Source organism: Rhizobium croatiense, assembly GCF_019793465.1.
GTDB classification, from domain to species: Bacteria; Pseudomonadota; Alphaproteobacteria; order Rhizobiales; family Rhizobiaceae; genus Rhizobium; species Rhizobium croatiense.
Genome location: NZ_JAILYJ010000002.1, coordinates 449399 through 474808, shown reverse-complemented (window position 1 = coordinate 474808; position 25410 = coordinate 449399). Strand labels below are relative to the sequence as shown.

Annotated in this window: 28 protein-coding genes; 18 read left to right on the top strand and 10 right to left on the bottom strand. The window is 62.5% G+C overall.

Annotated features, from left to right (window positions below):
- Positions 1–14 precede the first annotated feature (14 nt).
- Entirely contained in the window at positions 15–2225 is a 2211-nt protein-coding gene (locus tag K6M89_RS05025; RefSeq protein ID WP_222138625.1) for an amylo-alpha-1,6-glucosidase, read from the top strand.
- A 38-nt stretch (positions 2226–2263) separates the two neighbouring features.
- Here the strand turns inward: K6M89_RS05025 and K6M89_RS05020 are convergent, their stop codons facing one another.
- Complete coding sequence (locus K6M89_RS05020) at positions 2264–2485, bottom strand: hypothetical protein (protein ID WP_222138624.1); 222 nt, start codon at positions 2483–2485, stop codon at positions 2264–2266.
- 215 nt (positions 2486–2700) lie between these two features.
- On the opposite strand from K6M89_RS05020, the gene K6M89_RS05015 reads away from it, so the two are divergent.
- Both K6M89_RS05015 and K6M89_RS05010 read left to right on the top strand, forming a co-directional pair.
- Positions 2701–3174 carry an Hsp20 family protein gene (locus tag K6M89_RS05015; protein WP_222138623.1) on the top strand — a complete coding sequence of 158 codons (474 nt, stop codon included), beginning with the start codon at positions 2701–2703 and terminating at the stop codon, positions 3172–3174.
- Between the two features lie 90 nt (positions 3175–3264).
- Positions 3265–3774 (top strand): Hsp20/alpha crystallin family protein, encoded by a 510-nt coding sequence (locus tag K6M89_RS05010; protein WP_222138622.1) that lies wholly within the window; start codon positions 3265–3267, stop codon positions 3772–3774.
- 142 nt (positions 3775–3916) lie between these two features.
- On the opposite strand, the gene K6M89_RS05005 is transcribed toward K6M89_RS05010, so the two are convergent.
- Entirely contained in the window at positions 3917–4213 is a 297-nt protein-coding gene (locus K6M89_RS05005) for a DUF982 domain-containing protein (RefSeq protein ID WP_376744678.1), read from the bottom strand.
- Between the two features lie 320 nt (positions 4214–4533).
- On the bottom strand, positions 4534–4947 hold the full coding sequence (gene msrB, locus K6M89_RS05000; RefSeq protein ID WP_222138620.1) for a peptide-methionine (R)-S-oxide reductase MsrB: 414 nt from the start codon (positions 4945–4947) through the stop codon (positions 4534–4536).
- A 189-nt stretch (positions 4948–5136) separates the two neighbouring features.
- On the opposite strand from msrB, the gene K6M89_RS04995 reads away from it, so the two are divergent.
- From K6M89_RS04995 to K6M89_RS04955, 9 genes are all read left to right on the top strand, one after another.
- The gene (locus K6M89_RS04995; protein WP_222138619.1) at positions 5137–5352 is read left to right on the top strand and encodes a hypothetical protein; all 216 of its coding nucleotides are present in this window, start codon (positions 5137–5139) and stop codon (positions 5350–5352) included.
- Positions 5353–5481: 129 nt separating this feature from the next.
- Positions 5482–7848: a putative monovalent cation/H+ antiporter subunit A gene (locus tag K6M89_RS04990; RefSeq protein ID WP_222138618.1), complete on the top strand. Its 2367-nt coding sequence runs from the start codon at positions 5482–5484 to the stop codon at positions 7846–7848.
- A 4-nt stretch (positions 7849–7852) separates the two neighbouring features.
- On the top strand, positions 7853–8272 hold the full coding sequence (locus K6M89_RS04985; RefSeq protein ID WP_222138617.1) for a Na+/H+ antiporter subunit B: 420 nt from the start codon (positions 7853–7855) through the stop codon (positions 8270–8272).
- The gene (locus K6M89_RS04980) at positions 8272–8649 is read left to right on the top strand and encodes a Na+/H+ antiporter subunit C (RefSeq protein WP_222138616.1); all 378 of its coding nucleotides are present in this window, start codon (positions 8272–8274) and stop codon (positions 8647–8649) included. The genes K6M89_RS04985 and K6M89_RS04980 overlap by 1 nt, the downstream gene beginning before the upstream one ends.
- A gap of 64 nt (positions 8650–8713) precedes the next feature.
- The gene (locus K6M89_RS04975; protein WP_222138615.1) at positions 8714–10267 is read left to right on the top strand and encodes a Na+/H+ antiporter subunit D; all 1554 of its coding nucleotides are present in this window, start codon (positions 8714–8716) and stop codon (positions 10265–10267) included.
- Positions 10264–10737 carry a Na+/H+ antiporter subunit E gene (locus tag K6M89_RS04970; RefSeq protein ID WP_183840814.1) on the top strand — a complete coding sequence of 158 codons (474 nt, stop codon included), beginning with the start codon at positions 10264–10266 and terminating at the stop codon, positions 10735–10737. The genes K6M89_RS04975 and K6M89_RS04970 overlap by 4 nt, the downstream gene beginning before the upstream one ends.
- Positions 10734–11087 carry a cation:proton antiporter gene (locus K6M89_RS04965; RefSeq protein WP_222138614.1) on the top strand — a complete coding sequence of 118 codons (354 nt, stop codon included), beginning with the start codon at positions 10734–10736 and terminating at the stop codon, positions 11085–11087. The genes K6M89_RS04970 and K6M89_RS04965 overlap by 4 nt, the downstream gene beginning before the upstream one ends.
- Entirely contained in the window at positions 11084–11416 is a 333-nt protein-coding gene (gene mnhG / locus K6M89_RS04960) for a monovalent cation/H(+) antiporter subunit G (protein WP_183840810.1), read from the top strand. Before K6M89_RS04965 ends, mnhG begins: the two co-directional genes overlap by 4 nt.
- Positions 11417–11856: 440 nt before the next feature.
- Positions 11857–12288 carry a Ros/MucR family transcriptional regulator gene (locus K6M89_RS04955; RefSeq protein WP_010060045.1) on the top strand — a complete coding sequence of 144 codons (432 nt, stop codon included), beginning with the start codon at positions 11857–11859 and terminating at the stop codon, positions 12286–12288.
- 365 nt (positions 12289–12653) lie between these two features.
- On the opposite strand, the gene K6M89_RS04950 is transcribed toward K6M89_RS04955, so the two are convergent.
- Both K6M89_RS04950 and K6M89_RS04945 read right to left on the bottom strand, forming a co-directional pair.
- Positions 12654–13076 carry a SufE family protein gene (locus tag K6M89_RS04950; protein ID WP_222138716.1) on the bottom strand — a complete coding sequence of 141 codons (423 nt, stop codon included), beginning with the start codon at positions 13074–13076 and terminating at the stop codon, positions 12654–12656.
- A 419-nt stretch (positions 13077–13495) separates the two neighbouring features.
- Positions 13496–13990 (bottom strand): DUF5330 domain-containing protein, encoded by a 495-nt coding sequence (locus tag K6M89_RS04945; RefSeq protein WP_222138613.1) that lies wholly within the window; start codon positions 13988–13990, stop codon positions 13496–13498.
- Between the two features lie 453 nt (positions 13991–14443).
- On the opposite strand from K6M89_RS04945, the gene K6M89_RS04940 reads away from it, so the two are divergent.
- The 4 genes from K6M89_RS04940 to K6M89_RS04925 all read left to right on the top strand — a co-directional run bounded on the left by K6M89_RS04940 (position 14444) and on the right by K6M89_RS04925 (position 18905).
- The gene (locus K6M89_RS04940; protein WP_222138612.1) at positions 14444–15985 is read left to right on the top strand and encodes a sensor histidine kinase; all 1542 of its coding nucleotides are present in this window, start codon (positions 14444–14446) and stop codon (positions 15983–15985) included.
- Positions 15957–16910: a peptidoglycan-binding domain-containing protein gene (locus K6M89_RS04935; RefSeq protein WP_222138611.1), complete on the top strand. Its 954-nt coding sequence runs from the start codon at positions 15957–15959 to the stop codon at positions 16908–16910. The genes K6M89_RS04940 and K6M89_RS04935 overlap by 29 nt, the downstream gene beginning before the upstream one ends.
- A gap of 134 nt (positions 16911–17044) precedes the next feature.
- A complete protein-coding gene (locus K6M89_RS04930; RefSeq protein WP_222138610.1) occupies positions 17045–18493 on the top strand; it encodes a methyl-accepting chemotaxis protein in 1449 nt (482 codons plus the stop codon).
- Between the two features lie 61 nt (positions 18494–18554).
- Positions 18555–18905, top strand: a complete 351-nt coding sequence (locus K6M89_RS04925) for a DUF1491 family protein (RefSeq protein WP_222138609.1) — start codon at positions 18555–18557, stop codon at positions 18903–18905.
- Here the strand turns inward: K6M89_RS04925 and K6M89_RS04920 are convergent.
- Both K6M89_RS04920 and K6M89_RS04915 read right to left on the bottom strand, forming a co-directional pair.
- On the bottom strand, positions 18897–19946 hold the full coding sequence (locus K6M89_RS04920) for a DUF2336 domain-containing protein (RefSeq protein WP_222138715.1): 1050 nt from the start codon (positions 19944–19946) through the stop codon (positions 18897–18899). The two genes, K6M89_RS04925 and K6M89_RS04920, sit on opposite strands and share 9 nt — an antisense overlap.
- Positions 19947–20664: 718 nt before the next feature.
- Positions 20665–20889, bottom strand: a complete 225-nt coding sequence (locus tag K6M89_RS04915; protein WP_222138608.1) for a hypothetical protein — start codon at positions 20887–20889, stop codon at positions 20665–20667.
- A gap of 39 nt (positions 20890–20928) precedes the next feature.
- Here K6M89_RS04915 and K6M89_RS04910 point away from each other — a divergent pair, with 39 nt between their 5' ends.
- Positions 20929–21096 carry a hypothetical protein gene (locus K6M89_RS04910; RefSeq protein WP_170964763.1) on the top strand — a complete coding sequence of 56 codons (168 nt, stop codon included), beginning with the start codon at positions 20929–20931 and terminating at the stop codon, positions 21094–21096.
- Positions 21097–21109: 13 nt separating this feature from the next.
- Here the strand turns inward: K6M89_RS04910 and K6M89_RS04905 are convergent, their stop codons facing one another.
- The 3 genes from K6M89_RS04905 to K6M89_RS04895 all read right to left on the bottom strand — a co-directional run bounded on the left by K6M89_RS04905 (position 21110) and on the right by K6M89_RS04895 (position 24738).
- Positions 21110–21658 (bottom strand): DUF1254 domain-containing protein, encoded by a 549-nt coding sequence (locus K6M89_RS04905; protein WP_010031065.1) that lies wholly within the window; start codon positions 21656–21658, stop codon positions 21110–21112.
- On the bottom strand, positions 21651–22238 hold the full coding sequence (locus K6M89_RS04900; RefSeq protein WP_009994723.1) for a DUF1214 domain-containing protein: 588 nt from the start codon (positions 22236–22238) through the stop codon (positions 21651–21653). The genes K6M89_RS04905 and K6M89_RS04900 overlap by 8 nt, the downstream gene beginning before the upstream one ends.
- Positions 22239–22554: 316 nt before the next feature.
- The gene (locus K6M89_RS04895) at positions 22555–24738 is read right to left on the bottom strand and encodes a transglycosylase domain-containing protein (RefSeq protein ID WP_222138607.1); all 2184 of its coding nucleotides are present in this window, start codon (positions 24736–24738) and stop codon (positions 22555–22557) included.
- A 194-nt stretch (positions 24739–24932) separates the two neighbouring features.
- Here K6M89_RS04895 and K6M89_RS04890 point away from each other — a divergent pair, with 194 nt between their 5' ends.
- Positions 24933–25409: a YcgN family cysteine cluster protein gene (locus K6M89_RS04890; protein WP_097580178.1), complete on the top strand. Its 477-nt coding sequence runs from the start codon at positions 24933–24935 to the stop codon at positions 25407–25409.
- Position 25410: the final 1 nt, after the last annotated feature.

Here is a 25410-nt window from a genome sequence, read left to right as displayed (position 1 = left end):
GTTAGGGAGGAGACATGTCGAACGTGTCTGCGGAGAGCAGTTTTGCCACAGCATCGTCAGGCCTGGCAGCGCCGGTCGCTCAGTTCTTCATACCGGCCGCCGCGTCGCTGCAGGAGCGTCGGCCGCGCACCCTGAAACACGGCGACAGTTTCGCGCTCTTCGATCACAATGGAGATGCCCTTTCCGGTCCCGGCAGTCCGGAAGGTCTTTTCTACCGGGATACCCGTTATCTCTCGCATCTCTATCTGACGATCAACGGACAGCGGCCGATGCTCCTGTCGTCGACGCTGCGGGATGACAACGCAACGCTGACCTGCGATCTCACCAATCCTGATCAGTTCGATGAGAAGGGAAAGCTGGTTCTCGGCCATGACCTCATTCATCTGCGCAGGTCGCGCTATCTCTGGAATGCCTGTTGTTATGAACGGCTGGCCGTGAGGAACTATGACGACCGGCGGCAACATGTCCGAATCCAGATTGCGTTCAACGCCGATTTCGCCGATCTTTTCGAGGTCCGCGGAACCGCAAGGGCAAGGCGAGGGCGCCATCTTCCCGCCGTCGTGGAACAGGATTGGATCCTGCTTTCCTATATTGGCCTGGACGATCGCAAGCGGTCGACGAGACTTTCCTTCATGCCGGAACCGGCAGAGATCCGTAGCGATCTTGTCACCTTCGATTTCCATCTGGAGCCGCACGAGACCAAATCGCTGTTCATCCAGATCGGCTGCGATCAGACCTCCGCCGACCGACTGAGCCGTCTTTCCTTCTTCCTGGCCTTGCGGGATGCGCGCCGTGCGTTGCGCGCCTCTTCCTCGCGCGCGGCATCGATCACAACCTCCAACGAGATCTTCAACGAAGTCGCGCGCCGCAGCGCCTCCGACCTGTACATGCTGATCACCGACAAGCCGGAAGGCCCCTATCCTTATGCCGGCATTCCCTGGTTCAGCACCGTCTTCGGCCGCGACGCCTTGATCACGGCGCTTCAGACACTTTGGCTGGATCCGGAGATCGCGCGCGGGGTTCTCGGCCACTTGGCGGCCAACCAGGCGACGAACATTGACCCTGCCTCAGACGCCGAACCGGGCAAGATCCTGCACGAAGTGCGTTGCGGCGAAATGGCCGAACTCGGTGAGGTTCCGTTCCGGCGTTACTATGGCAGCATCGACTCGACGCCGCTGTTCGTGATGCTGGTTGGCGCCTATCTCCAGCGAACCGGTGATCTCGCGACGATCGACCGTCTCCTGCCGAATCTCGAAGCGGCACTGATGTGGATCGACGAGTATGGGGATCGCGATGGCGACGGCTTCGTCGAATACGGGCGGCTGACGCAAGAAGGACTGATCAATCAAGCGTGGAAGGATAGCTACGACTCGGTGTTTCATGCCGACGGCACATTGGCCAGGGGACCAATCGCAATTGCTGAAGTCCAGGCCTATGTCTATGGCGCTTGGCAAAGTGCTGCCGAAATCTTCCGGCGGACGGGCAAGCCGGAACGCGCGGCTAGCTTTCTTGCGCGGGCGGAGCGACTGCGCCGCGCCTTTGACATGAGCTTCTTCGATGAGGAACTTGGCACCTATGTGTTGGCTCTCGATGGGGATAAACGGCCCTGCCGGGTCCGATCCTCCAATGCCGGCCATGCTCTGTTCACCGGTATTGCTTATCCTGAACGGGTTGCACAGGTGACCCGCACCTTGATGAGCGCCTCGTCCTTCTGTGGCTGGGGCATCCGAACCATTCCCTCAACCGAAGCCCGCTACAATCCTATGAGCTACCATAATGGCTCGATCTGGCCCCATGACAATGCCTTGATTGCCAGTGGCCTCGCCCGCTACGGTTATCGCGCCGAGGCGGCGCAAATCTTCGAGGGGCTGTTTGCCGCCGCCACCTATATCGACCTGCGGCGGCTCCCCGAACTCCTCTGCGGCCTGCCGCGTCAGCGCGCACGGGGGCCGACCTCTTATCCGGTCGCCTGCTCGCCTCAAGCATGGGCGGCAGCAGCACCTGTGTCTCTGCTGCAATCCTGCCTGGGCCTGGATTTCGACCCGAACAACTTGCAAATCAGCTTCAACGTGCCACGACTTCCTTCTTTCCTCGACGAGGTAACCCTGCGACGCCTGGTGATCGGTAACGGCTCCGCTGACGTCGCGATCCGCCGGTCGAGACACCAGGTCGTGGTCGATGTGATCAATCGGCAGGGCGATGTCCGCGTGCTCACCACCGCCTGATGAAGCGTAGTTTAGGGAAGGCGGGTGATCCGCCTTTCCTATTCCAGTTCCTCTTCATCCGATCTCAGCAGATCAACAAGCACGGCAACCCTGCCTGTCGGCAGATGCCGGCCCTCACCCATCAAGGCCTCGTCGTTGTTGGCCCATGCAAATGCCTCGGCAAGTTCGGCCTGCGTCGCACCTGTCGCGATGACCTCGGCCACAAACATTTTGTCGGCAGGCCCCAGGACAGCGATGACATCTTCTGAAGTCATTGTCATAGCCATTGCTCCTCGCTCAAGCTTCGCCCAGATATGGTGGCGCCTTCTAAAAAATCAATTTTCTGGTTGAGGAATTCGATCCTCTTGAATTGGTAAGACACTGAATTATATAAATATTGTCGGTCGCCAAATAGGGATCGACACAAAGGTCCAGGAGACGCCGGTCGCTCTTGGCGTCTCCTTGTATCCATGTTGCTTGTAAGGAGGATATGGCTATGAGTGCAAACCTCGACTTCTCTCCCCTGTTCCGGTCGAGCATCGGCTTCGAGCGGATGTTGAACGCGCTCGAGGCTGCAAGGCGTGCCGAAACAGTCGACAACTGGCCGCCTTACGACATCGTCAAAGCCGGCGAGGATGATTACCGCATCGCTATGGCGGTAGCGGGCTTCTCGCGGGACGAGCTGGCGATCACTCAAGAGCAGAACATGCTCATTGTCGCAGGGCAGAAAGCCAACGGCGAAGATGTTCAATACCTGCATCGCGGCATTGCCGGACGGTTCCGGCGTCAGTTCGAACTTGCCGATCACGTGAAGGTCGTGGATGCCGGCCTCGTCGACGGTCTGCTGACCATCGCTCTCAAACGCGAAATTCCTGAAGAGATGAAGCCACGCCAGATCGGAATCGAAACGGGTCAGGCAATGTCGAAGGCGCGGCCGAAAGAGATCGAGGCCGGGAAGCACGCGGCTTAAGCTTCGCCGGCCGCAGGCAAACATGGCGCCGGGAATGGCCTGGCGCCAAACGAAGAGCTTGCCCAGGAACCACCAGAAAGGAGTAAAACCATGAGTGTCCGTGATTTGATTCCCTGGGGTCGCAACAACGGCAACCAGGGTCTGAGTCTCCTTCGCGACGACGACCGCGATCCCTTCCTGTCGCTCCATCGCGAGGTCAATCGGCTGTTCGACGATGTTTTCCGCGGCTCCGGCTCCGGGCTGCCGTCACTGCGTGGCGTCAGCGGGTTCGGTGCCGGCTGGCCGAGTGTCGAAATCTCCGATACCGACAAGGAAATCAAGGTGACGGCCGAAGTACCCGGCCTTGAGGAAAAGGACATCGAAGTCCTCCTCGATGACGGCGTTCTGACGCTGAAAGGTGAAAAGCGTTCGGAGACCGAAGACAAGGAGAAGCAGTTCTCGGAGCGCTACTACGGCCGTTTCGAGCGGCGCATCCCGCTCGGCACCGAGGTCAAGGAAGATCAGGTCGAGGCCACCTTCAAGAACGGCATCCTGACCGTCCGTTTGCCTAAGACCGAAAAGGCTCAGTCACAGGTCAAGCGCATCGCCATCAGGAGCTGATCCAAACAAGTATGGCGGCCACCATCCGGCCGCCTCCGATCGATCTTGGCTTGCGGACCCGCTTGCTGAACTTTGCAACGGCGGGTCCGATGAGGTCAAGGAGCCCTTTGTCTCCCGCGAGGCAATTCCCCCATGGGCGCGCTCACGTACGTGCGGCCCCTTGTTCCGCTGCTACGGCGAAGCCGCGACGGCCGGCCTGCTGTGCCAGGAGATCATGCTTCTCTGCAAACGCGACGAACAGGCCACGAGCAGTTTCCGCGTCGATTTCGCCACGGAGGGCGGCAGCACAGGCCTTCAGCGCAATCGAATGGGCCGCGTCTCGGGATATGGCCGGCCATTCGTCAAGATGCCGATATGCCTCCATGACCGTTCGGAGCTCCGCAGGAAATCCAAGGCCAACAAAAATGGTGACAGGCTGTTTGAACACATCGGGTCTCATCATTCTCTCCTTCCCTACCGCGATGTTGGACGAGCAATCTGCGTCAAGCGCCTCCGAGCTGCGATCTGCGACGAGGCTTTGCGGCCTCCAAACCGGGCGCTCGGCTGGCGCCAGATTAGTTGGTTTTTGACGATTTCCGATTCAATAGGACGAAGAAAAATTTGGTCCGTTCTGCCAGCTGCGAGCTGGAGCGACACCACCTCAATCCTCTCACGGTCAAGGTCGTGCAACGACGGCGTCTGCAAACCTCGGTCCAGTCGCGCGTCGCTTCAAACTGACGACGTACGTCCCTTGCTTGCCAGACGAAGGATCGGTGCGGCCTATTTCCCCGGCTCGAACACCATGGCGTGCCCGTTGATGCAGTAGCGCAGACCGGTCGGTGGCGGGCCGTCGGGGAAGACGTGGCCGAGATGGGCGTCGCAGGTGCCGCAGCGGATTTCGGTGCGCACCATGCCGTAGGTCGTGTCGCGGTGTTCGGTCACCGCATCGGGCGACACGGCTTCGAAATAGCTCGGCCAGCCGCAGCCGGCATCAAATTTCGTGTCGGAGCGGAAGAGCGGCGCGTTGCATCCGACGCAGCGGTAAAGCCCTGTCTCGACGGAATCCCAGTAGGGGCCGGTGAAGGCGCGCTCGGTGCCGTGCTGGCGGGTGATGCGGTATTGCTCGGGCGTCAGCTGCTCTTTCCATTCGGCATCGGTTTTATGAATCTTGGCGGTGGTTGCAGTTTCGGACATGACGTGCTCCTTTCGCCGAGGGGCGGTTCCTTCTTGCGAGAAAATGTGGTGCGCCGTCCTTGCTTCATCAAGCCTCCGGCGCCGTGCCGTGAGCATCGCGGCAGACGGCAATTCAGGGAAGACGCTTGCTTTTACATCCATTAAGGGTTTTCTGTTAGGGTTAATGTTACGTGCATTGAGGAAACATTGGTGTTTGAAGCGGCAATCGTCCTGCTCTACGGTCTCGTGACCGCGGCCGCCATAGCGGTCACGATGCTGGAAGGCTGGGCCAATCATGACGGCTTGACGCTCCATCGTCTCGCCGGCCTCGTCGCGTGCCTGCTGTGGCCGCTGACGCTTGTCCTTTTCATCCTGCACGGCTGCGTCGTCCGGCTGCTGACGCGTCTTTCCCGCTCGGCCGCCTGACCGCTTCGAACTTTCCCGCGCGGCATTGGCCGGTGACCGAAAACGCTTGAGACGCCCTCCCGTTTCGCCTAAGTCAGAAGACGAGCCGATTTGAGATCGGCGTTCCGTCTGGCCGGTAGAGGAGGAGACATGGCCGATGTCACGGCTCTGACATTTCTGGCCCTGTGTCTGCCGCTCGCCGGCGCTCTTGCCGCTCCCTTCGTCATCCGCATCCTCGGCGCAAACGGCGCCTGGCTGCTGGCGGCCGCTCCGCTGTTTGCCTTCCTGCATTTTCTGCGCCTGCTTCCGCAGGTCGCGCGCGGTCAGGCCGTCACCGGCGGTTATGCCTGGGTGCCGAGCTACAACCTCTCCTTTTCCTGGTTCCTCGACGGCCTGTCGCTGGCTTTCGCGCTGCTGATCACCGGCATCGGCACGCTGATCGTGCTCTATGCCGGCGCCTATCTCAGGGGACATAGGGATCAGGGCCGCTTCTTCTCTTTCATCTTTCTCTTCATGGGCGCGATGCTCGGGATCGTCGTGTCCGACAGCTTCCTGATGTTCTTCATCTTCTGGGAACTGACGTCGATCACCTCCTTCCTGCTGATCGGCTTCGATCACGAGCGCGAGGCGGCTCGTCGCGCCGCCCTGCAGGCGCTTGTCGTCACCGGCGGGGGAGGGCTCTGCCTGCTCGCCGGCCTGCTCATTCTCTGGAACATGTCGGGCGTCACGCAGATGTCGCAGCTGATCGGGTCGGGCGATATGCTGCGCGAAAGCCCGCTCTATCTCGCGGCCCTCCTTCTGGTGCTCGGCGGCGCCTTCACCAAGTCGGCGCAGTTTCCCTTTCACTTCTGGCTGCCGAACGCTATGGAGGCGCCGACGCCGGTGTCGGCCTACCTGCACTCGGCCACCATGGTGAAGGCCGGCGTCTATCTGCTGATGCGGCTCAATCCGGTCATGGGCGCAACGCCCGCCTGGGAAATCCTTCTGCCCTTCTTCGGCGGGCTGACGCTGGTGGTCGGCACGGCGCTTGCCATCCGCCAGACCGACCTGAAGCTCGTGCTCGCCTATACCACCGTCTCCTCGCTCGGCCTGCTCGTCATGCTGATCGGCTTCGGTTCCGACTACGCGGTGGCGGCGGCGGCGCTCTATCTGGTGGCGCATTCCCTGTTCAAGGGGGCACTCTTCATGGTCGCCGGCATCATTGATCACGAGACCGGCACGCGTGACATCACCCGGCTCGGCGGCCTCAGGCGGGCGATGCCGCTGACATGGATCATCGCCTTTGCCGCGGCCTTCTCCATGGCCGGCCTGCCGCCCTTCTTCGGCTTTCTCGCCAAGGAGGAGATCTATATGGCGCTCGTCGGCGGCGACATTCGCGCCATCACCTTCACGGCGATCGCCGTCTTCGGCAACGCGCTGATGTTCGCCGTCGCCTTTGCCGTGGCGCTGAAACCCTTCCTCGGCCAGCCGGCGCAGACGCCGAAAGCCGCGCATGAGGCGCCCGTCCTGCTCTGGCTCGGCCCGGCCGTTCTCGCCGTCCTCGGCCTGCTGTCGGCAATTTTTGCGAGCTTCACCCATGCCGCTCTGTCCTCGCCGATCGCAACCGCGATCCGCGGGACCCCGGTTGAGATTTCCATTTCGCTGGCGCCGCATATCGGCTTGCCCTTGGCCCTTTCGCTGCTGACCGTGCTGCTCGGCATCGGCGTCTACTGGCGGCTCGATCGGGCACGTTTCTGGATGGCGGTTTTTCTGCGCGCGGCCGGGCGCGGGCCGGACCATGGTTTCGACCTTGCCATGATGGGTCTTGTCCGTTTCGCCGGCCGCCTCATCCGGTTTGTCCAGCCGGGACGGCTGGAGATCTATGTCGCCTGCACCTTCCTCTGCCTCGCCGCCATCCTCATCATTCCCCCGATCCTCTATGGCGAACTGCCGCACCTTCCCGCCTGGCCGGCAGATGTCAGGCTGTATGAATGGGCGGTGTTCCTGATCGCCGCCTTCGGCCTTGCCGCCGTGCTCGTCGCCCGCGACCGGCTAACGGCAATCGTCTCGCTCGGCATCCAGGGCTTCGCCGTCGCCGTCATTTTCCTGCTGTTCGGCGCGCCGGACCTGTCCTTCACCCAATTCATGGTCGAAACGCTTTCGGTGGTCATCCTCGCCCTGGTCATGACCAGGCTTCGGCTCTCTCCCGACGATCGGCGCTCACCCGGTCGCAGGCTACTGCACGGTGCGCTGGCGCTTGCCTGCGGTCTCGGTTTTTCGCTTTTGCTGCTGCGGGCAACGCAGCTGCCGTTCAACGACGCGCTGACACTATTCTTCAACGCTTATTCCAAATCGATCGCCCACGGCGCCAATGTCGTCAACGTCATCATCGTCGATTTCCGCGGCACCGACACGCTCGGCGAAATCGCTGTCGTCGCCGTGACCGGCCTTGCCATCCTGGCGCTGATCCGCATCCGCGCCGGCAGCGAGCGCAAGCTTGCCGCCAATGATCCGGATGCGGTCGGAGCAGGGGAGTGATCACGTGAACACCCTGATCTTCCGCACTATCGCCCCGTTTCTCACCGCGCTGATGCTGCTTTTTTCCGTCTTCGTGCTGCTGCGCGGCCATAATGAGCCGGGCGGCGGCTTCATCGGCGGGCTGATCGCCGCCTCGGGACTGGCGATCTACGGCATTGCCCGCGGCGTCGCCGCCGTTCGCCGCGCCCTGTTCTTCCATCCGCTGTCGATTGCCGGCTGCGGCCTCTTACTGTCGACCGCGGCCGGTCTTCTCTCCATCCTCTTCGGCGTTCCCTTCATGACCGGCCTCTGGATCTACCCGAACCTTCTCGGCCTCGAGGTGCCGCTGTCGAGCGTCATGCTCTTCGACGTCGGCGTCTATCTCGTCGTGCTCGGCGCCATCACCTCGATAGCGCTGTCATTGGAAGAAAAGGAGGTGGAGTGATGGAGCCGCTTCTTGCGATCCTCGTCGGCCTGTTCTTTGCCGCCGCCATCTATCTGATGCTGTCGAGATTCTCGATCAGCATCATGCTCGGCATCGCCATCCTCGGCAATGCGGTCAACCTGCTGCTCTTTACATCAGGCCGGCTGACACGTGAGGTGCCGCCGATCATCCCGGCGGGTCTCGACGCCTTGCCCGCCGGCACCGCCAACCCGCTGCCGCAGGCGCTTATCCTCACGGCGATCGTCATCTCCTTTTCCTTCCTCGCCTTCCTGCTGGTGCTGACCTACCGCGCCTATCAGGATCTCGGCACCGACGACACTAGCGAAATGCGCGCCGCCGAGCCCTACGACCGGCCGCTGCCGCCATTGGGGTATTGATGCGAATGTCGGTGCGGATGCTCACCCCCCTCTGCCCTGACGGGCATCCCGGAGGCCACAGCTGATGGCCGCTCCCGCCGCTACCGTTGATCTCGCCGCCGCCCTGGTCACCGCCCCGGTGCCCATCGGTCATTGGCTCGCCATCCTGCCGGTCGCCCATTGCATCACGCTCGGTGCTGTCCTGCTGATGGTGCGCGCCTATCCCCGCCTGCAGGCCTGGCTGGCGATCTCGGGCCTTGCGGGCCTGGCGCTGATGGATGCGGCGTTGCTTGCCAAGGTCGCGGCCGAAGGGCCGCTGACCATGGTCATGGGGCGCTGGCTGCCGCCCTTCGGCATCGCCTTCACCGTCGATATCTTCGGTGCGCTGATGGCCTTCGCCGCAGCCCTTGCGGGGCTCGCCGGCGGCATCTATGCACTGGCCGATATCGGCGAAAGTGGCCGCCGATACGGCTTCTTTCCGCTCCTCATGCTGCTGATGGCCGGTGTCACCGGCGCCTTTCTCACCGGCGACGTCTTCAATCTCTATGTCTGGTTCGAGGTGCTGCTGATCGCCTCCTTCGGGCTGATCATCCTCGGCTCGGAGCGGCAGCAGATCGATGGCGCGCTGAAATATGCGGTGCTCAATCTGATCGCCACGACCCTGTTCCTGGTCGGCGTCGGCATTCTCTATGCTGTCTTCGGCACGCTCAACATGGCCGATATCGCCGTGAAGGCGAGGGACATCGGCGGCACGGCGCCGCTGATGTCGCTGGCAAGCCTCTTCCTGCTTGCCTTCGCCATGAAGGCGGCCGCCTTCCCGGTCAATTTCTGGCTGCCCGCCGCCTACCATACCCCGCGTATCACCGTCTCGGCGCTGTTTGCCGGCCTGCTGACCAAGGTCGGCATCTACGCGCTGGTCCGGGTGATGGTCATGCTGCTGCCGGCCGAACGCGCCGAACTCAGCCTTGTGATCGCGCTCGCGGCTGCCGCGACCATTCTCGTCGGCGCGCTCGGCGCTCTGGCCGAAAACGACATCCGCAGGCTGTTCGGCCATGTCGTCATATCGGGCATCGGCAATATGCTTGCCGGCGTCGCGCTCGGCAATCCCGACGGCATAGGCGGCGCGGTCTTCTACGCGCTCCATTCCATGGTGCTGATGACGGCGCTTTATCTTGCCGCCGGCGAGATCGGCCGGCGCGGCGGCGGCTTTTGCCTGTCGGATCTCGGCGGGCTCTATCGGCAAAGCGGCGGCTTCACCGCGCTGTCGCTCGTGCTCTTCCTTGCCGCCTGTGGCCTTCCGCCCTTTTCCGGCTTCTGGCCGAAGGTCATGCTTGTCAAGGCCGCGCTCGATAGCGGTGCCTGGTGGCTGGCGGCGGCAATCCTTGCCGGCGGTTTCTTGACGACGATCGCCTTCGGCCGCCTCTTCCTCCTTGCCTATTGGCGCCCCGCGCCGATGGCGCTCGCGCCGTCGAAACCCTCCTGGCGCACCGGCCTGCCGCTCGCCGCGCTGACGGCGTTCACCATCGGCTTCGGCATCCTGCCGGAACGGCTGCTGGCGTTGTCGCAAGCGGCCGCCGCCGGCCTTGCCGATCCCCAGGCCTATCTCCATTCGGTCTTCCCGCAAGGAGCTCAGCGGTGATCGCCTTCGTCTTCAACCTGTTGCTCGCCATCGCCTGGGTTACTGTTACCGGCAGCGCCTCGCTGCATAATTTCGTCTTCGGCTTCCTGCTGGCGGCCCTGGCGCTGGCCGTCATCCGCGAACCCTTCGGCGGCAGGGGATATCTGCGTCGCACCCGCCTGGTGCTGTCGCTCATTGCCCTCTTCCTCAAGGAACTGTCGCTGTCGGCCTGGAAGGTCACGCTCACCGTTCTCTCGCCGGATATGAAACTGAAGCCAGGCATCTTCGCCTTTCCTCTGACGGTGACCAGCGATTTCGAGATCACCCTGCTTGCGAATCTCATCACGCTGACACCCGGCACGCTTTCCGTCGATGTCTCGTCGGATCGCCGCACGCTCTATGTCCACGCGCTCGATTGCTCCGATCCGGAGGCGACAAGACGCGGCATTGCCAGTGGTTTCGAACGCAAAATCATGGAGGCCTTCCGGTGATCACGCCTGCCGCCATCGTCGCCGTCGCATCCGCGGCTGCCCTCGTCATCCTCGGCTTGGCGCTGCTTTTGACCGTCTGGCGCGTCGTTGCCGGCCCGACATTACCGGATCGCATCCTCGCCCTCGACATGCTGACCGGCATCGCCATCGGCTTCATCGCCGTCATCGCGGTCAAAACAGGGTTTTCCCTCTATATCGATATCGCCATCTCGCTCGGCCTCGTCGGCTTCCTGGCGACCGTCGCCTTCGCCCGCTTCGTGCTGTCACGCGGCAACATCCACTCGCCGCCATCGGCGTCCGCAGCCAAGGGCGGCGCAAAGACGCGCCGGGCAGGGAGGGAGGGACGATGATGGCTTATCTCGTCGCCGCCGTCACCGCGCTGCTGCTGGTTGCCGGTGCGCTCTTTGCCCTTGCGGCGGCCATCGGCCTGGTCCGGCTGCCCGATCTCTACACGCGCATGCACTCGGCCTCGAAGGCCGGCACCGTCGGCTCCGGCCTGCTGCTCTTTGCCGCCGGCCTCTATTCGCAGGACCCGGCGGTTATCGCCCGCGCCCTTGCCGGTTTCGTCTTCTTCCTGTTGACGGCGCCGGTTTCCGCCCATCTGCTGGCCAGGGCGGCCCATCGTTCGGGACACGATCTCGGCGCCATCTCGGTATGCGATGATATGCGCGAACGCTGAGGGGTTGCTATTGCCATCTTAACCTGTTTTACGTCTGACTTATGCACAGGAAGCTGTGAGTAAAGCTTGGCCTAAAGTCCTATAATTCTTCGTCGGCCATTTTTTCTCAAGAAAAACGACAAATAATAATTGGCCTTTCGGCCAAACGATGGTATTTGAAAATGCAAGTAGAATTCTGATTGTGAATTACAATCGTACTGCTTCCAAGTCCCCCAGTTTTGATTTTTCAATGTCTAAACTGGGGTCATCGCCTGGAGCATGACGTAGTGGTTTTTGGTCAGGCAGTATAAGAACAGGTCTCGAACTTCGGAATCTAGGGGTGGATTTCACGTTTTTCGAAACAGAAGATTGCTTCCTGTGCTTTTGCTGTTCGCTTCTACGAGGCGGGTCTTTGGTGTGACAGTCAAAGATCGTTTGAGCATGCTAACAGGAGAAAAAATATGACGGATATGGCGACCGGCAATGGGCCGGAGCTGCTTGTGGAACTGACGGCCGACATCGTGGCGGCTTATGTCAGCAACCATGTTGTCCCGGTCAGCGACCTGGCAAATCTGATTTCCGACGTGCATTCGGCGCTGAGCAACACGTCCGTACCGCAGCCCGCTGCGGCCGTTGTCGAAAAGCAGAAGCCTGCAGTCTCTGTCCGCAAGTCCGTACAGGACGAGCAGATTACGTGTTTGGAATGCGGCGGCAACTTCAAGTCCCTCAAGCGTCACCTGATGACGCATCATTCGCTCTCGCCGGAAGAATACCGCGAGAAGTGGGACCTGCCGACCGACTACCCGATGGTAGCGCCCGCCTATGCCGAAGCGCGTTCGCGCCTGGCAAAGGAAATGGGCCTGGGTCAGCGCCGCAAGCGCGGCCGCGGCTGAGCTTTCTCGAAAGCAATCAACGACAAAAGCCGGGTCTTGCGCCCGGCTTTTCTGTGTGTAACGCGACTGTGATTCCAAAAAACGCGAGCCGTTTTCGGGCGGCCTTCTGTTCCGACCCATTAATTGAGAACGGGAATCAGACTTTAGTCCGGGTGGTCCGAAATCATGCCGTTCCGGGCGAGGAAAATAATCTTCCAGACTATTTCGCGCCGATCGGAAATGAGGCAGGTGAAGACGGGATATCCCAAGGAGCCGCATCTTATGCTTCCGGGGTGAAGCGTAGAATGTATTCCTATACTATAAGGAAGTTTTAATATACTAAATTACGCGGCGCTGCCACGCGTTCGGGCCGAATCGAATCGCGTTCAAGCGGCGGCGCGGACGTTCGCCTCTTCCCGGATTCTCCTCACCATCGAGCGCAGCCCGTTCGAGCGCTGCGACGACAGGTTCTCCACCAGTCCGATCTTCGAGAAGATTTCGAAGGCATCGAGCGCGGCGATCTCCGATGCCGGCTTGCCGGAATAGGTGGCAAGCACGATGGCGACGAGACCGCGCACGATATGGGCATCGGAATCGCCCTCGAAGCTCATGATCGGGTTCTCCGGATCGCCCGACGTGTGCGTCACCAGCCACACCTGGCTGGCGCAGCCCATCACCTTGTTCTCGGAGGTGCGCTTTTCCTCGGCCAGCTCGGGCAGCGCCTTGCCGAGTTCGATGACATAGCGGTAGCGGTCTTCCCAATCGTCCAGGAAGGCAAAGTCGTCGATGATCTGGTCGAGGGATGCCATGGAAAGCCTTTCACCATTGGCATGCCGGCAAAGCTGCACGGCAAATTTGCCTCCGGACATGCTCTAGTACTGCATATAGGTGAAAGACCGGCAGATTTGAACCGTTAAAGCGCGTCGCGGCCTCTCGTATTTGTCCGTGCTGCGGTTTTTTTCTGTTTGCGCATTTCGCGCAAGACCCCGCTGCATATTTATGCGTGATGCGTTCTGAAAAGAAACGCCGTGAGAGATGAGCATCCTCACGGCGCAGCAAGATGCTGAATTAAACAGGGCAGGCACGTCAGGCATGGGGCATTTCCGCGTCATGCGGACCACCGATGCAAGCTCACGCAATTCCGGCCGCGAGGCTGTTTTCTGTCCGGAATTGCATCAACAGAATGAAGAGGTCGAAATGCGCTGCGGGCGGGCGCCGCGTAATACCGTCAGCTCGCCGGTTTCGGCGTCGGCAGCGGGATCGCGCCGGTTACCACCGTCTCAGGTGCCGTTTCATCGTCGACCGGCGGACGGTAGGGCATCGGCTGGTTGAGTGCAGCCTTTGCCTCGCGCACCTTCTCCTGGACGGAAGGCGCGGCGAGGGAGGGCAGGGCGGGAGCTGCGCGCTTTGCCGTTTCGGCAAGCTTTGCAGTCGTTGCCGGCTCGTCGCCGAACTGGCTGTCGAGCAGTTCATAAGCGACGTGAGCGCCCTCGCGGGCCCGGTAACCGAGGGCCGTCAGCGTCTCGGCACCCTTGGCGCAGACCTCGGGTTTTTCCGCGCACATGCCGGTCAGATAGTCATAGGCGCCGCTCGCTGCCGTAAAGGCGTCGGAAAGCTGCAATTGCGGGCCGCTGGCGAGCTTGTCGGAACCCTCCGTGCTGAAGACGGAAAGAAGCACGAGCACAAGGCCAAACCAGAAGGATCCTTTGATCAGAAACCACATTGTCGTTGCCCATCCTGTTTCCCCGTCCGGTTCTTTTCGCCGAATCAGGCCGGTTGTCCGGTGTGCTTTCACCCTATCGATAAGTTGCGAATGCCGCTTTTCGAAACTCGCGCGCATTTGCGGCAAATTTAATTCAAATTTTAGCGAAGCGGATTTGAGCTGCATTTAAGTCGAATGCGAGCGATTGCCGTTAAGCATCGGGGCAGCACCTGCTTGCAATTGCAGGGCTTTTGGCCACTCGCCTTGCCACAGGAGTTAACGTCGTGCTGAAATATGAAGGAATTCCGTTGCTTACCGGCTATTAACCACAAAAGGCAAAGGGGCTCTCGGATGCTTCAAAACGGGATTTTCTGCGCTTTCTGGCTGTGAACAGCGCTTTTGCCTTATCCTTTCCTTAAGTCGCGGGGGCCTATTGTCCGGATCGACAAACAGCCTTTTTCGGGCGGGTATTGCGTGCAAGTATTGAGTGACATTGGCGGCTGGGTGACGGCGCTCGTAGACCGGGCGGCGACAAGCTGGCTCTCCCGGACGGGCGGCGGCGAAGCCGTGCGCCAGCGCGAACTTGCGATTCTGCGCCGCCTCGTGCTGCTCTCCTCGGCCGCTCTCGTCGCCGCGCCTGTCGGTCTTTCGGCAGTCACCAGCCCTGCTGTCGCCTTGCCGGCCGGTGTCGCCATGGTCTGCGCCGCCTTCCTCTTTTCCGCCGTCGGCAGCATTGCGCTTGCCCGCCAGGGCTCGTCGGCCGGCATTGCCACCCAGTCGGCCGAGGACTTCTTCCTGAGCGTTACGCCCGGCTTGGTCTTGTTCCTCGATCCGCACGGCAGCGTCGCCACCATCGGCGGCCGCGACCGCCGCGATTTCCTCGCCTGGATGCGCGATCCCAAGGGCAGGGGCTTCCTGGAGCAGGTGCATGTCTCCGATCGCATCCTGTTCCTGCAGGCGCTCGACGGCCTGCGGCGCGGCGACGATGCCGCAAGTGTCGATCTGCGCCTCGACCGGCCGTCGGTTTCGCGCGATCAGCGCCAGTTCGCCTATCTCAGAATGGATATGACCGCCCGGCGCGATGCCGATGGTGAGCTGGCCGCCGTCATCGCCCAGCTGCGCGACGTCTCCGTCGAGCAGCAGCTGCGGGCCGAGGCACAGAGCCGCGCGGCCGACGCCGAATCGGCAAACGATGCCAAATCGCGTTTCCTCGCCGCCGTCAGCCATGAGCTGCGCACGCCGCTCAACGCCATTCTCGGTTTTTCCGACATTCTGATCGGCGAATATTTCGGCAAGTTCGAAAACGACCGCCAGCGGGAATATGTCGGCCTCGTCCGCGAATCGGGCGCGCATCTGCTGTCCGTCGTCAACACCATGCTCGACATGAGCAAGATCGAAGCCGGCCGTTACGAGCTGATCCTCGAAGCCTTCGATATATCGGCCTCGGTCAGATCCTGCGAATCGATGCTGGCCTTGCAGGCCAAGAGCAAGGGCGTCACCCTGACGAGCCGGATCCAGCGCGGCCTCGGCGAGATCGTCGCCGATCAGCGCGCCATCCAGCAGATCCTCATCAATCTCGTCGGCAATGCCGTCAAGTTCACCGAGGCCGGCGGCGTCGTCTCCGTCGATGCGGCGGCGCGCGACGGCATCCTGAAGCTGACGGTCAGCGATACCGGCATCGGCATTGCCGCCGACAAGCTGGCAATGCTCGGCCAGCCCTTCGTCCAGATCCAGAACGATTACACCCGCCGCTTCGAAGGTAGCGGCCTCGGCCTTTCGCTGGTCAAGGGGCTGGTGGCGCTGCATGGCGGAAATTTTGCTATCGCCAGCCAGCCGGGCGAGGGTACGATCATTACCATCGAGATCGCGGTGGACGGTTCGGGCGCCAGGCAGGCCGAGGATGCCGGCCATGGCGCGACCGTCGAGTTTCCGCCGCGGCTGAAGGACGCGGTCAAAACAGGGGTTGAATTGGAAGAGGGGCTTTTCGATGGCCGCGCGCAAGCGAAAATCGCCTAGGGGGAAAAACCGACGGCAGCAGCCGGGCCTCGTCGTGTCAGGTGCCGCCGCTCTCGGCGGCCTCGGCCTGCAGGGCGCATCTGCGCTGGGCGGTCTCGGCCTGCAGGGCGCATCGGCGCTCGGCGGCGTCATCGGCCGCAACCCGTCGGTTGCCGGCGGCACGATCGCCTTCTTCGTCATCTTCTCCTTCGTCGCGGCCAATGCGCTCTGGTATCAGCCCGGCCTGCATCCGCATCCGATTTTGCGCACGCGCGACCCGCAGTCTTCAAACGTGCTCGGCGCCCGCCGCCCAGCCGAAGAGCAGCAGGGCGAGGTTACCACCTTCCGGATCGAACGGCCTGAAGATGCCGCCACCACCAGCGCCACACCGGCGCCGGCCGCACCGACTCAGCAGCCGAGCGAGCTCGTCATGGGTATCCAGCAGCAACTGGTGCGTCGCGGCCTCTATAACGGCATTCCTGACGGCATTATCGGGCCCCGCACCAGCGCCGCCATCCTGTTCTTCCAGGAGACCGTCGGCATGGCCCAGACCGGCGAAGCGACACCGGAAGTGCTGGCGGCGCTGAAAACCGACGCTGCCGGTCCCTCGACCGTGCCGGTGGAAAAACCGCGTGAGGATGTGAACTCGAAGGCGGCGGCGGAAGACCCGGTGGCCGCCGCGATCCGCAGCGCCGAAAAGACGGTCAAGACGGCGCCATCAGCCACAAAGCAGCTTCCTTCCAGCGAACTCACCACTGTCGACCTGGTGCTGAAGATCCAGAAGGGTCTGTCCAACATGGCCTATGCCAATGTCGGCGTCGACGGTGTTGCCGGCGAGCAGACCCGCGCCGCCATCCGCCACTTCCAGAAGCACTACAACCTGCCTGAAAACGGCGAGCCGAACGAGGCGGTGCTGAAGAAACTCAAGGAAATCGGCGCGATCTGAAGCATAGCGCGCGGCCTGCGGCAGCAAGCTTTGCTCGAGGGTGCTACAACCTAAGTCTAAGACGCTGTCGCCGTTTGCAACTTATTAACCATGTTGATCGAAGCTTTGCCGATTGAGGCGGGGGAACGTCGGTCATGCATGCGTTCAAGGCAATAGACGATCTGGCCGGAGAACCGGCAGTCGAAGCGGAAGGCCCGGATCGCACGGCGTTGCGCCACATCCTGCAGCGCCTTGCCGAGGAGGCTTCGACGCTCGGCATCGATCTCGTCGACATTGCCGGCGCCATTCAGGACATGGCGGCGATGTCGGCCCGCCATGCCTCCGCCTTCGATCATGTCACCAGCACCGCGCTTTCGATTGCCGAAACCAACCGCTCGGTCGCCCTGTCGCTGCGCGAGACCGACCGCACCGCGGCCGAAGCGCGCCAGATGCTGAAGGAATCGGCCGACCGCCTGTCCGGCTCCGTCGCCGAGATCGGCCACATGGTTCAGTCCTCCAACGTCATCGGTGCCGAAATCGCCGGCTTTTCGAAGTCGCTGGCCGATGTCGACAAGATCGCCGACGAGATCAGCACCATTGCCCGCCAGACCAACCTCCTGGCGCTGAATGCCGCAATCGAGGCAGCGCGCGCCGGCGATGCGGGCAAGGGTTTTGCCGTCGTCGCCGCCGAGGTCCGGGCGCTTTCGCTGCAGACCTCGAAGGCGACCGGCTCGATCCAGGAGACGTTGGACGAATTGCGGGTGAAGATCGACCGGCTGTCGGTGGTCGGCGGCGATGCGCGTGAGAGTGCCGCCGGTGTCCGCGACAAGTCGGAGGCGATGCGCGGCGCCTTCGAAAGCATGGAACACGTCATCACCCGCATCCTCGACAGTTCGACCGTCATGGCCAACACGACCGAGGCCGTCGACCAGCAATGCGCTGGTTTCGTCGAAAAGCTCAGCGAGATGTCGGGCGAGGTCGCCGGTTCGAATATCAGGCTGCAGCAGGCGGCAAAACGGGTCGACAGCGTCGTCGGTCTTTCCGAAACCCTGGTCCAGCTGACGGCGAGCGCCGGTGTGAAGACCGCCGACAGCCGCTGGATCGAGGAGGCGCAGTCGGTGGCAAGGCAGATATCAGGTGCATTCGAACGGGCCGTCGCCGAGGGACAGATCGGCCTCGACGCGCTCTTCGACCGACGCTACCGTCCGATACCGGGCAGCGATCCGGCGCAGATGATGGCCGCCTTCACCGAGCTCACCGACCGCCTGCTGCCGTCGATCCAGGAACCCGTCGTTGCCTTGGACGAGCGCGTCGCCTTCTGCGCGGCAGTTGACGAAAACGGCTACCTGCCGACCCATAACCGGAAATTCTCGCAGCCTCAGCGGCCGGGCGACGCCGTCTGGAACACCGCCAATTGCCGCAATCGCCGCATCTTCGCCGATCGTGTCGGCCTGGCCGCCGGCCGCAGCACTGCGCTTTTCCTCGTTCAGACCTATCGGCGCGACATGGGCGGCGGCAATTTCGTAATGATGAAGGATATTTCCGCGCCGATCATCGTGCGCGGCCGCCATTGGGGCGGATTGCGGCTGGCGATCAAGGTCTGACGCATTCGGCAATATCCGAGCGCGGATTGCCGATGCCGGCGCGCCGGTCTATACCGCGCCGATGAGATTACGCGCCGACATCTTCGTTTCATCCCTGCTGCGCCGCGTCTTCGCCAGCGGCGACTTCGCCGCCGTCGAGAAGAAGGGGGCCGAGGAGGCCGGTGCGATCTTCATCCGCCAACACTTCCGCGACGGCCTGGAAACACTCTATGCGCCGGCGCCGCAGACCGCCTTTGGCGACGACGAGATCCGCGATCGCCTGTTCGAAATCCGTCTTGCGCGCAGTGAGCCGGAAGCGGTGCGGGCGATGCTGGAGCGCGAACGCCGCTTCGACCCCGATCTCTGGATCGTCGAGCTGGAGGCGGAGGAACTGGGCGACATGATCCCGCTCGCGCGGGATGGCTCAGCGTGACCGTCGTCCGAGCACGCGCATGTCGCGCTGCACCGGTGCCTGGCGGACGAAGCGGTGGCTTTCCGTTTCCGCAAGCGCAGGCGTCACGGCCGCCTCCGGCTTGTAGGTGTAGCGGTCGGCGCGCCGCCACGCCTCTACCCTTTCGTGGCATTCTTCCGGATCGAGCGCATCGAGCACCATCCAGGCGCGCGTGACATTGTGCTGCTGTTCGGCCAGGTGCGGATAGAACCGTTCCAGCACGAAGACGGCGTCGAGAAAACCCATGCCGAGGCTCGTCAACGTCGTGGCGAGCTGTTGGCCCGATAGGTCGAGCATGATGCGTTCGGCAAGCCAGCGGCTGGCCGAAAGCGCATCGGCGAGCGCGGTTGCGAAATGGGTTGCCTCGCGCAAGCGGGCAAAGCGCACCAGCAGCGCCTCCTGAATGTCGGTGAGCGTGCGCAGGCCGAGCCTGTCATCGTCCTTGCGGCCGAGATGGCCGGCAAGGTCGAGAATGCGCTCGCGCAGCGCTTCTTCATTGGCGATACGCTGTTCCGCCAGCGCTTCGGCCTCGTTGCTCTCGGCCGGGACCGGCGACAGCGGCACGGCCTCCGATTCTGTGATCGGCGCTGCAGGGGCCGCGGGTCGCGGCTGGGTCTGGCGCAACGCCACCAGCGCGTCGATGACCTTCGGCGACAGCGAGTCGCGGCTGACGATCGCCTTGACATGAGCTGCGCCCTGCATGCGCGCAATGGTGATCAGCGTGTCGTCGGCAATGGCCTGGGAGGCGGCAAGAAAGGGTGCGGCGATCTCGATCGGCTGATTGCCGATGAACAGCGCTACGGCTGCCGGCATGGTCGGGCATTGGGAAAGGGCGGCGACCGCCTGGCGCTTGGCCTCGTCGGAGGAGGCCTGGAACAGCGGTGTGAAAAGCTCGGCGAATTGGCGCAGTTCGGATCGCGTCGGATGAGACAGGCTCTCGAAACTGCTGACAGTCGCCATTAACACCACGTCCTTTTTCCTGACGGCCAACGGGCCCTCGAGGTCTCGAAACCGGTCACGCACATGCACACCCTGAAAACGCAGAACCAAGGGAAACCGTGGGCCGATAGCGCTGGCGGGGCGCCTGTCGGACCGCACGGATATGAACAAATCCTACACCGGTACGGTTAATGCATGCTGAAGATTTTATTAAAATGCCGCAGAAATATACACGTGTGGCGTGTTGCTTGATCATTAGCCGGCAATAAAAATCCCCGAGCTCTTTGACGGGCTGATGCGGCGGTGTCCGGTCCCTGTTCGACCGCCGCGACAGTTAGCCTGGTGTCGTCGTGCGGGGCGCGCAGCAGCTTTTGCGCGGCTGTCTTCATCGGTCCCCGGTGCAGATCGTGCTTGGTGCCGCAGGCGGCGTCTTCAGGCCCTTGCTGCTGATATGCCGTCGAGCGCCGCAGCCATGGAAGCCGCGATGTCGGGGTCGTCGAACAAAGTGGAATCAACGGCAAGGCCAGTTGCCCTTAGTTACCGGTCGAGTTTGGAAAGATTCGTGGTCGGCGATGACCGCAAACCGCGCTCCGATTGAGGGCGGATCGAGGGCGATCCGGGCTGCGACGCAACGAATATCGGCCTGCCGCATATTTGCAACACTTGCAGCGCTGCCAGCCTGCGGGTCGCCGCTGCATTGTCAACTATATGAATTATCTCTAATTTTGTCCTTTGGCGGGTGTCCGGACCCCCGCGCAGGTGGCATGAAACCAAATCGGCGCTTCGCGCGTTGAAGAGGAAGTCACGGGAACTGTGTTTGGCGACCGTCGAATATTAGTAAACTGTTAACTGTCATGTGTCTCAATTCGGACAGGAACGACGCGATTTGAGTGTTTGGATCGTTGAAACTCCGCATCACGGGTATTTCAGTCAGGTGCCGTGGGAAAGGCGCGAATGCCCTCGGTTCGGTCATGCCGGCACCGCAGGACGCGCCGGCCCGCAGATTGGCGGGCAGGGTGAAATCCATCGCAAGTTCATCCGTCTCGGGCAGTGCATGGAGACGAGAATGGCAATAGTAGTCGCATTGGCGGATCGGCGACCGCGGGCGCCGCGTCCTCAGGACAAGGAACCCCGCGAAGCCAAGATCCTCTGGTTCACCGGTGTCCGCTACGAGCGGCTGGCCGAGAGCCCCAGACATGGCCCGGCGCCTGCGCCGCGCGCCAGCAAGAAGTAACGTCCGTTCAACCTCAACGGGCGCTGAACTGTTCGCAGCCGGCTTCCGTCAGGAAGTTCCGCGCCGCCTCATCGAAGCTTGCCTGCGGCGCCAGCGTCCGCAGCACGGCGTAACCGTCCGGCCGCGCCATTTCCACCAGGATCGCCTGTTCCAACTCCGGCGGCAGGTTCTTGCGCAGGTCCGTCAGCTGAATCGGACCGCCCGCCAGCACATCGAGCGCGCCGCCGACCGAGGTCCTGTCATTCATGCTGAACACCTCGTTGGAGGCGCTGTCATAGATGGCGATCGACCAGAAGGGCACATTGCCCTTGGCGGTGAAATGCACCGGGCCATCCTCGACGTCGAAGGAGCAGACGGCGGTGCGCACGAAGGGATCGCCATTGGCAAGCCCCGCCTCGTCATGCTGATCGTTCAGCAGGTAGAAATTGTTGAGGTCACCTTCCGCCTCGACGCGGGTCGCCGCGTCCCTGCCGGTGAAATGCGGCAGCGAAAGGATGATGACGAGGTGCAGAAGCGCTGCGCCGAAAAGGCCGGTCAGGATGGCGAAAATGATCCTAAGCATTGCCGCATCCGGTCTTGGTGAGCTTGGGCATGGCGAGGTCGATCACGCCGGAACTGCCGGCCGTCGGCGTATCGAACAAGGTCAGAACGAGCCGGAAGGTGCCGGCCTGCGGCAGGGCCAGCCAATTGCCCGGCTGGGCGACGGCGGAGATCTCGATCGAGAAGCTGCTGTCGGGCTGGCGCAGCACCGTCCAGGAGTTCAACGCCGAGGGAAGCCCGGTCTTCACGGCCGCCGGATTGCCGCCATTGTCGGCGGTAAAGAGCGTCCATAGCCGGGCGGGCGGCGTCTGCCCGCTGATGCGGTAACGGCAGCCGGCATTCAGCCGCGCCCCTTCGTCGTCGACGCTCGCCGTGAAGGTCAGCCCCTCGGCGCTGCCATAAAGCAGCTTGCCGGCGCGCGCCCGGTGCGACTTGGCATAAGGATCGGCATCGACCGTCTGCAACGCCGGAAAAGCCTCCCAGGCGCCAAGCTTGATCGCCCCAAAACCCTGCGTCGCATCCAGCGCATACAGCGAAATCATGATCCCGCCGCCAAAGGCAACGATGAGAGTGATCAGGATGAAAAGGGGGAATCGAAACACGTTATGACCTTGGAAACCATATCGGATGAAAGGGTTACCACTGATTCTGGCAGGGTGGAATGGCGGGCAGTGACATGGACGTCGATCTGTCCGGGGCCGTGCTGTATGTGGCAATACCGCCCCTCACCCTAACCCTCTCCCCGTAAACGGGCGAGGGGACGTGCCCTGCGAGAGGCCGGTGGGGACGGAGAGGTTGCGGCTAGGTCCCTTCGCCCCGTTTACCGGGGTCCGAAGGACGGGTCGAGACCCGTGGCTCGACCCCGGTCGGTGGCGGCAGCCGGATGAGGGGCTGGTTTCGCCGATCTCCTGGGTCTGGCTACTCGGCGCTCGCCACCTTCTGCGGCGTGAGCGGGGCGGCGTCCTTCAGCTTTTTGCCGAGGTCTTTCAGGATATTCGTCGATTGCACCGAGAGCATGCGCGGCCGGATGAGCTGCGGCAATCCGTCCTGCGGTTTGGCGGTGGCGGTCTTGGCGACATCCTTCTCCGAGGGCGGAGGATTTTCGACGCCGGGGATGGCCCGCAGCGTCACACCCTGATGGGCGTAGTCCATGGCCCGCTTGAAGGTCATTGCCGGCAGCGAGCCGCCGGTCATCTCGTTGGTCGAGGTGTAGTCGTCATTGCCGAACCAGACGGCGCAGGTGTAGTTGCCGGTGAAACCGACGAACCAGGCGTCGCGATAGGCCTGGGTCGTGCCGGTCTTGCCGGCGGTCAAAACGCCGTTGTCGAGAGCCGCCTTGCGCGCGGTTCCGACATAAGGCACGCGCGAGAGCATCTGGTTCATATAGGCATCGGCCTGTTCGGACAGCACGCGTTTGGGCGCCGGCTCGTCACGGTCGAAATCATAGAGCACATCGCCCTCGTAATCGAGGATCTGGCTGATGCCGTGGCGGCGCGACTGATAGCCGCCGGCCGGGAAGGTGGCATAGGCTGTCGCCTGGTCGAGCACGGTCACTTCGGAGGTGCCGATCGGGATGGTGACGTCGTCGCGGATCGGCGTTTCGACACCGAGGTTTTTCGCCATCGCCCGGATCGGCTGGATGCCGAGCTTCTCCTTGGCGAGCCGCACCGGCACGGTGTTGATCGACTGGGCGATCGCGGTCTCGAGCGTGATGCGGCCGACATAGCGGTTGGCGTAATTGTGGGGGCTCCAGTTGCCCCAGTAGATCGGCGCGTCGACGATCGTCGTCTGCGGCGTCATCCCGCTCTCCATCGCCAAGGCATAGGTATAGACCTTGAAGGAGGAGCCCGGCTGGCGCAGCGCCCTGGTGGCGCGGTTGAACTGGCTTTCGCCGTAATCGCGCCCGCCGACCATGGCGCGCACGGCGCCGCCGTTCTCGATCATCACCAGGGCGCCCTGCTTGGCGTGGTAGGCCTCGCCATATTCGCGCAGCGACGTTTCGACCGAATCCTCCGCCGCCTTCTGGATACCCATGTCGATCGTCGTGCGCACGATCAGCGAATGCTGGTGGAAGCGCGGCGAAAGCCGCTGCACCTCGTCGAAAGCCCAGTCGAGGAAGAAATCCGGTGATTCCACCTCGTTGCGGTCGACGACGTTGGCCGGACTGCGCCGGGCGGCGATCACCTGGCCCTCGGTCATCAGCCCGCTTTGCACGAGATTGGTCAGCACCTCGTTGGCGCGCGCGCGGGCTGCCGGCAGGTTGACATGCGGCGCATATTTGGCCGGCGCCTTGAACAGGCCGGCCAGCATGGCGGATTCGGCGAGGTTCACGTCGGTGATGTTCTTGCCGAAATAGAATTGCGCCGCTGCCGCCGCGCCGAAGGTGCCGCCGCCCATATAGGCGCGGTCGAGATAGGTGGAGAGGATTTCCTTCTTGGAGAGGTTGGTCTCGAGCCAGAGCGCCAGGAAAGCTTCGGTGACCTTGCGGTCGATCGAGCGCTCGTTGGAGAGGAAGAGGTTCTTGGCGAGCTGCTGGGTCAGCGTCGAGCCGCCCTGCACGACTTCGCCGGCCTGGGCGTTGGTGACCATGGCGCGGAAGAGACCGATGGCGTCGATGCCGAAATGGTCGAAGAAGCGCCGGTCTTCGGTGGCGAGCACCGATTTGATCAGCGAATCCGGCAGTTCGTCGATCGGCACGGAATTCTGGTGGATGACGCCGCGATGGCCGATGACGTTGCCGTAGCGGTCGGTGAAGGTGACGGCGAAATCGCCGCGGTTGCGCCAGTCCTCCTTGGTCGCTTCGAAGGCCGGCTGGGCAAGCACCAGCATCAGCACCGCGCCGACCGTGCCGAGGGTCAGACCTTCGCCCGCCAGTTCGAAGACCACGCGCTTCCAGCCGCGCACGCGGAAACGGCGAAAGAAGATGGTGGTGTCTTCCCAGATCTCGGCGGCGCGGAAGCCGGCGTTCCAGACGGTCGAATCGATCCAGGAATCGATGCGCAGCAGAATGTGACGGCTCTTCGCCGGCCGCCTGCCGGCGTCCGCGGTCTGCTTTTCTGCCCCTTTTTCTGGCCCTTTTTCAGGGTTGTCCGGATCCTGCACGTCCTGTATTCCCGCCTGATCGCGCTTGCTTCATGTCCGGCCGCCGGAAAGCGACGAAAGCGCGAGGCCCGATGGGCCCGAAAAGCTCTCCGCTACCAGGAGCATGCTGAAGAATTGATTGATTTTGTGGCGGATAACAAGAGAGTAGAGCGGCGGTCACGCGAATTTGCGGCCGCTGTTGCAAGAAACGAACGATGAACGATCTGCCCTTCTGGAAGACCAAGACGCTGGCCGAAATGACCGCCGCCGAATGGGAAAGCCTTTGCGACGGCTGCGGCCTCTGTTGTCTCAACAAGATCGAGGAATGGGATAGCGGCGATATCTATTTCACCTCGGTCAGCTGCAAGCTGCTCGACAGGCAGAGCTGCCGCTGCTCGAGCTATGAGAACCGCTGGGATTTCGTGCCGGACTGCGTGCAGCTGACCAAGGAGAACGTGCCCGAAATCGCCTGGCTGCCGCCGACCTGCGGCTACCGGCTGATCAACGAGGGCCGCGATCTCTACTGGTGGCATCCGCTCGTCTCCGGTGACCCCGAAACGGTGCATGCCGCCGGCATTTCCGCCCGCGGCCGCACGATCAGCGAAACCGAGATCGATATAGAGGATCTCGAGGATTACGTCGTCGACTGGCCGCTGACCGTCGGCGAGGCGAAGGACGAGGAAGAGGCGTAAG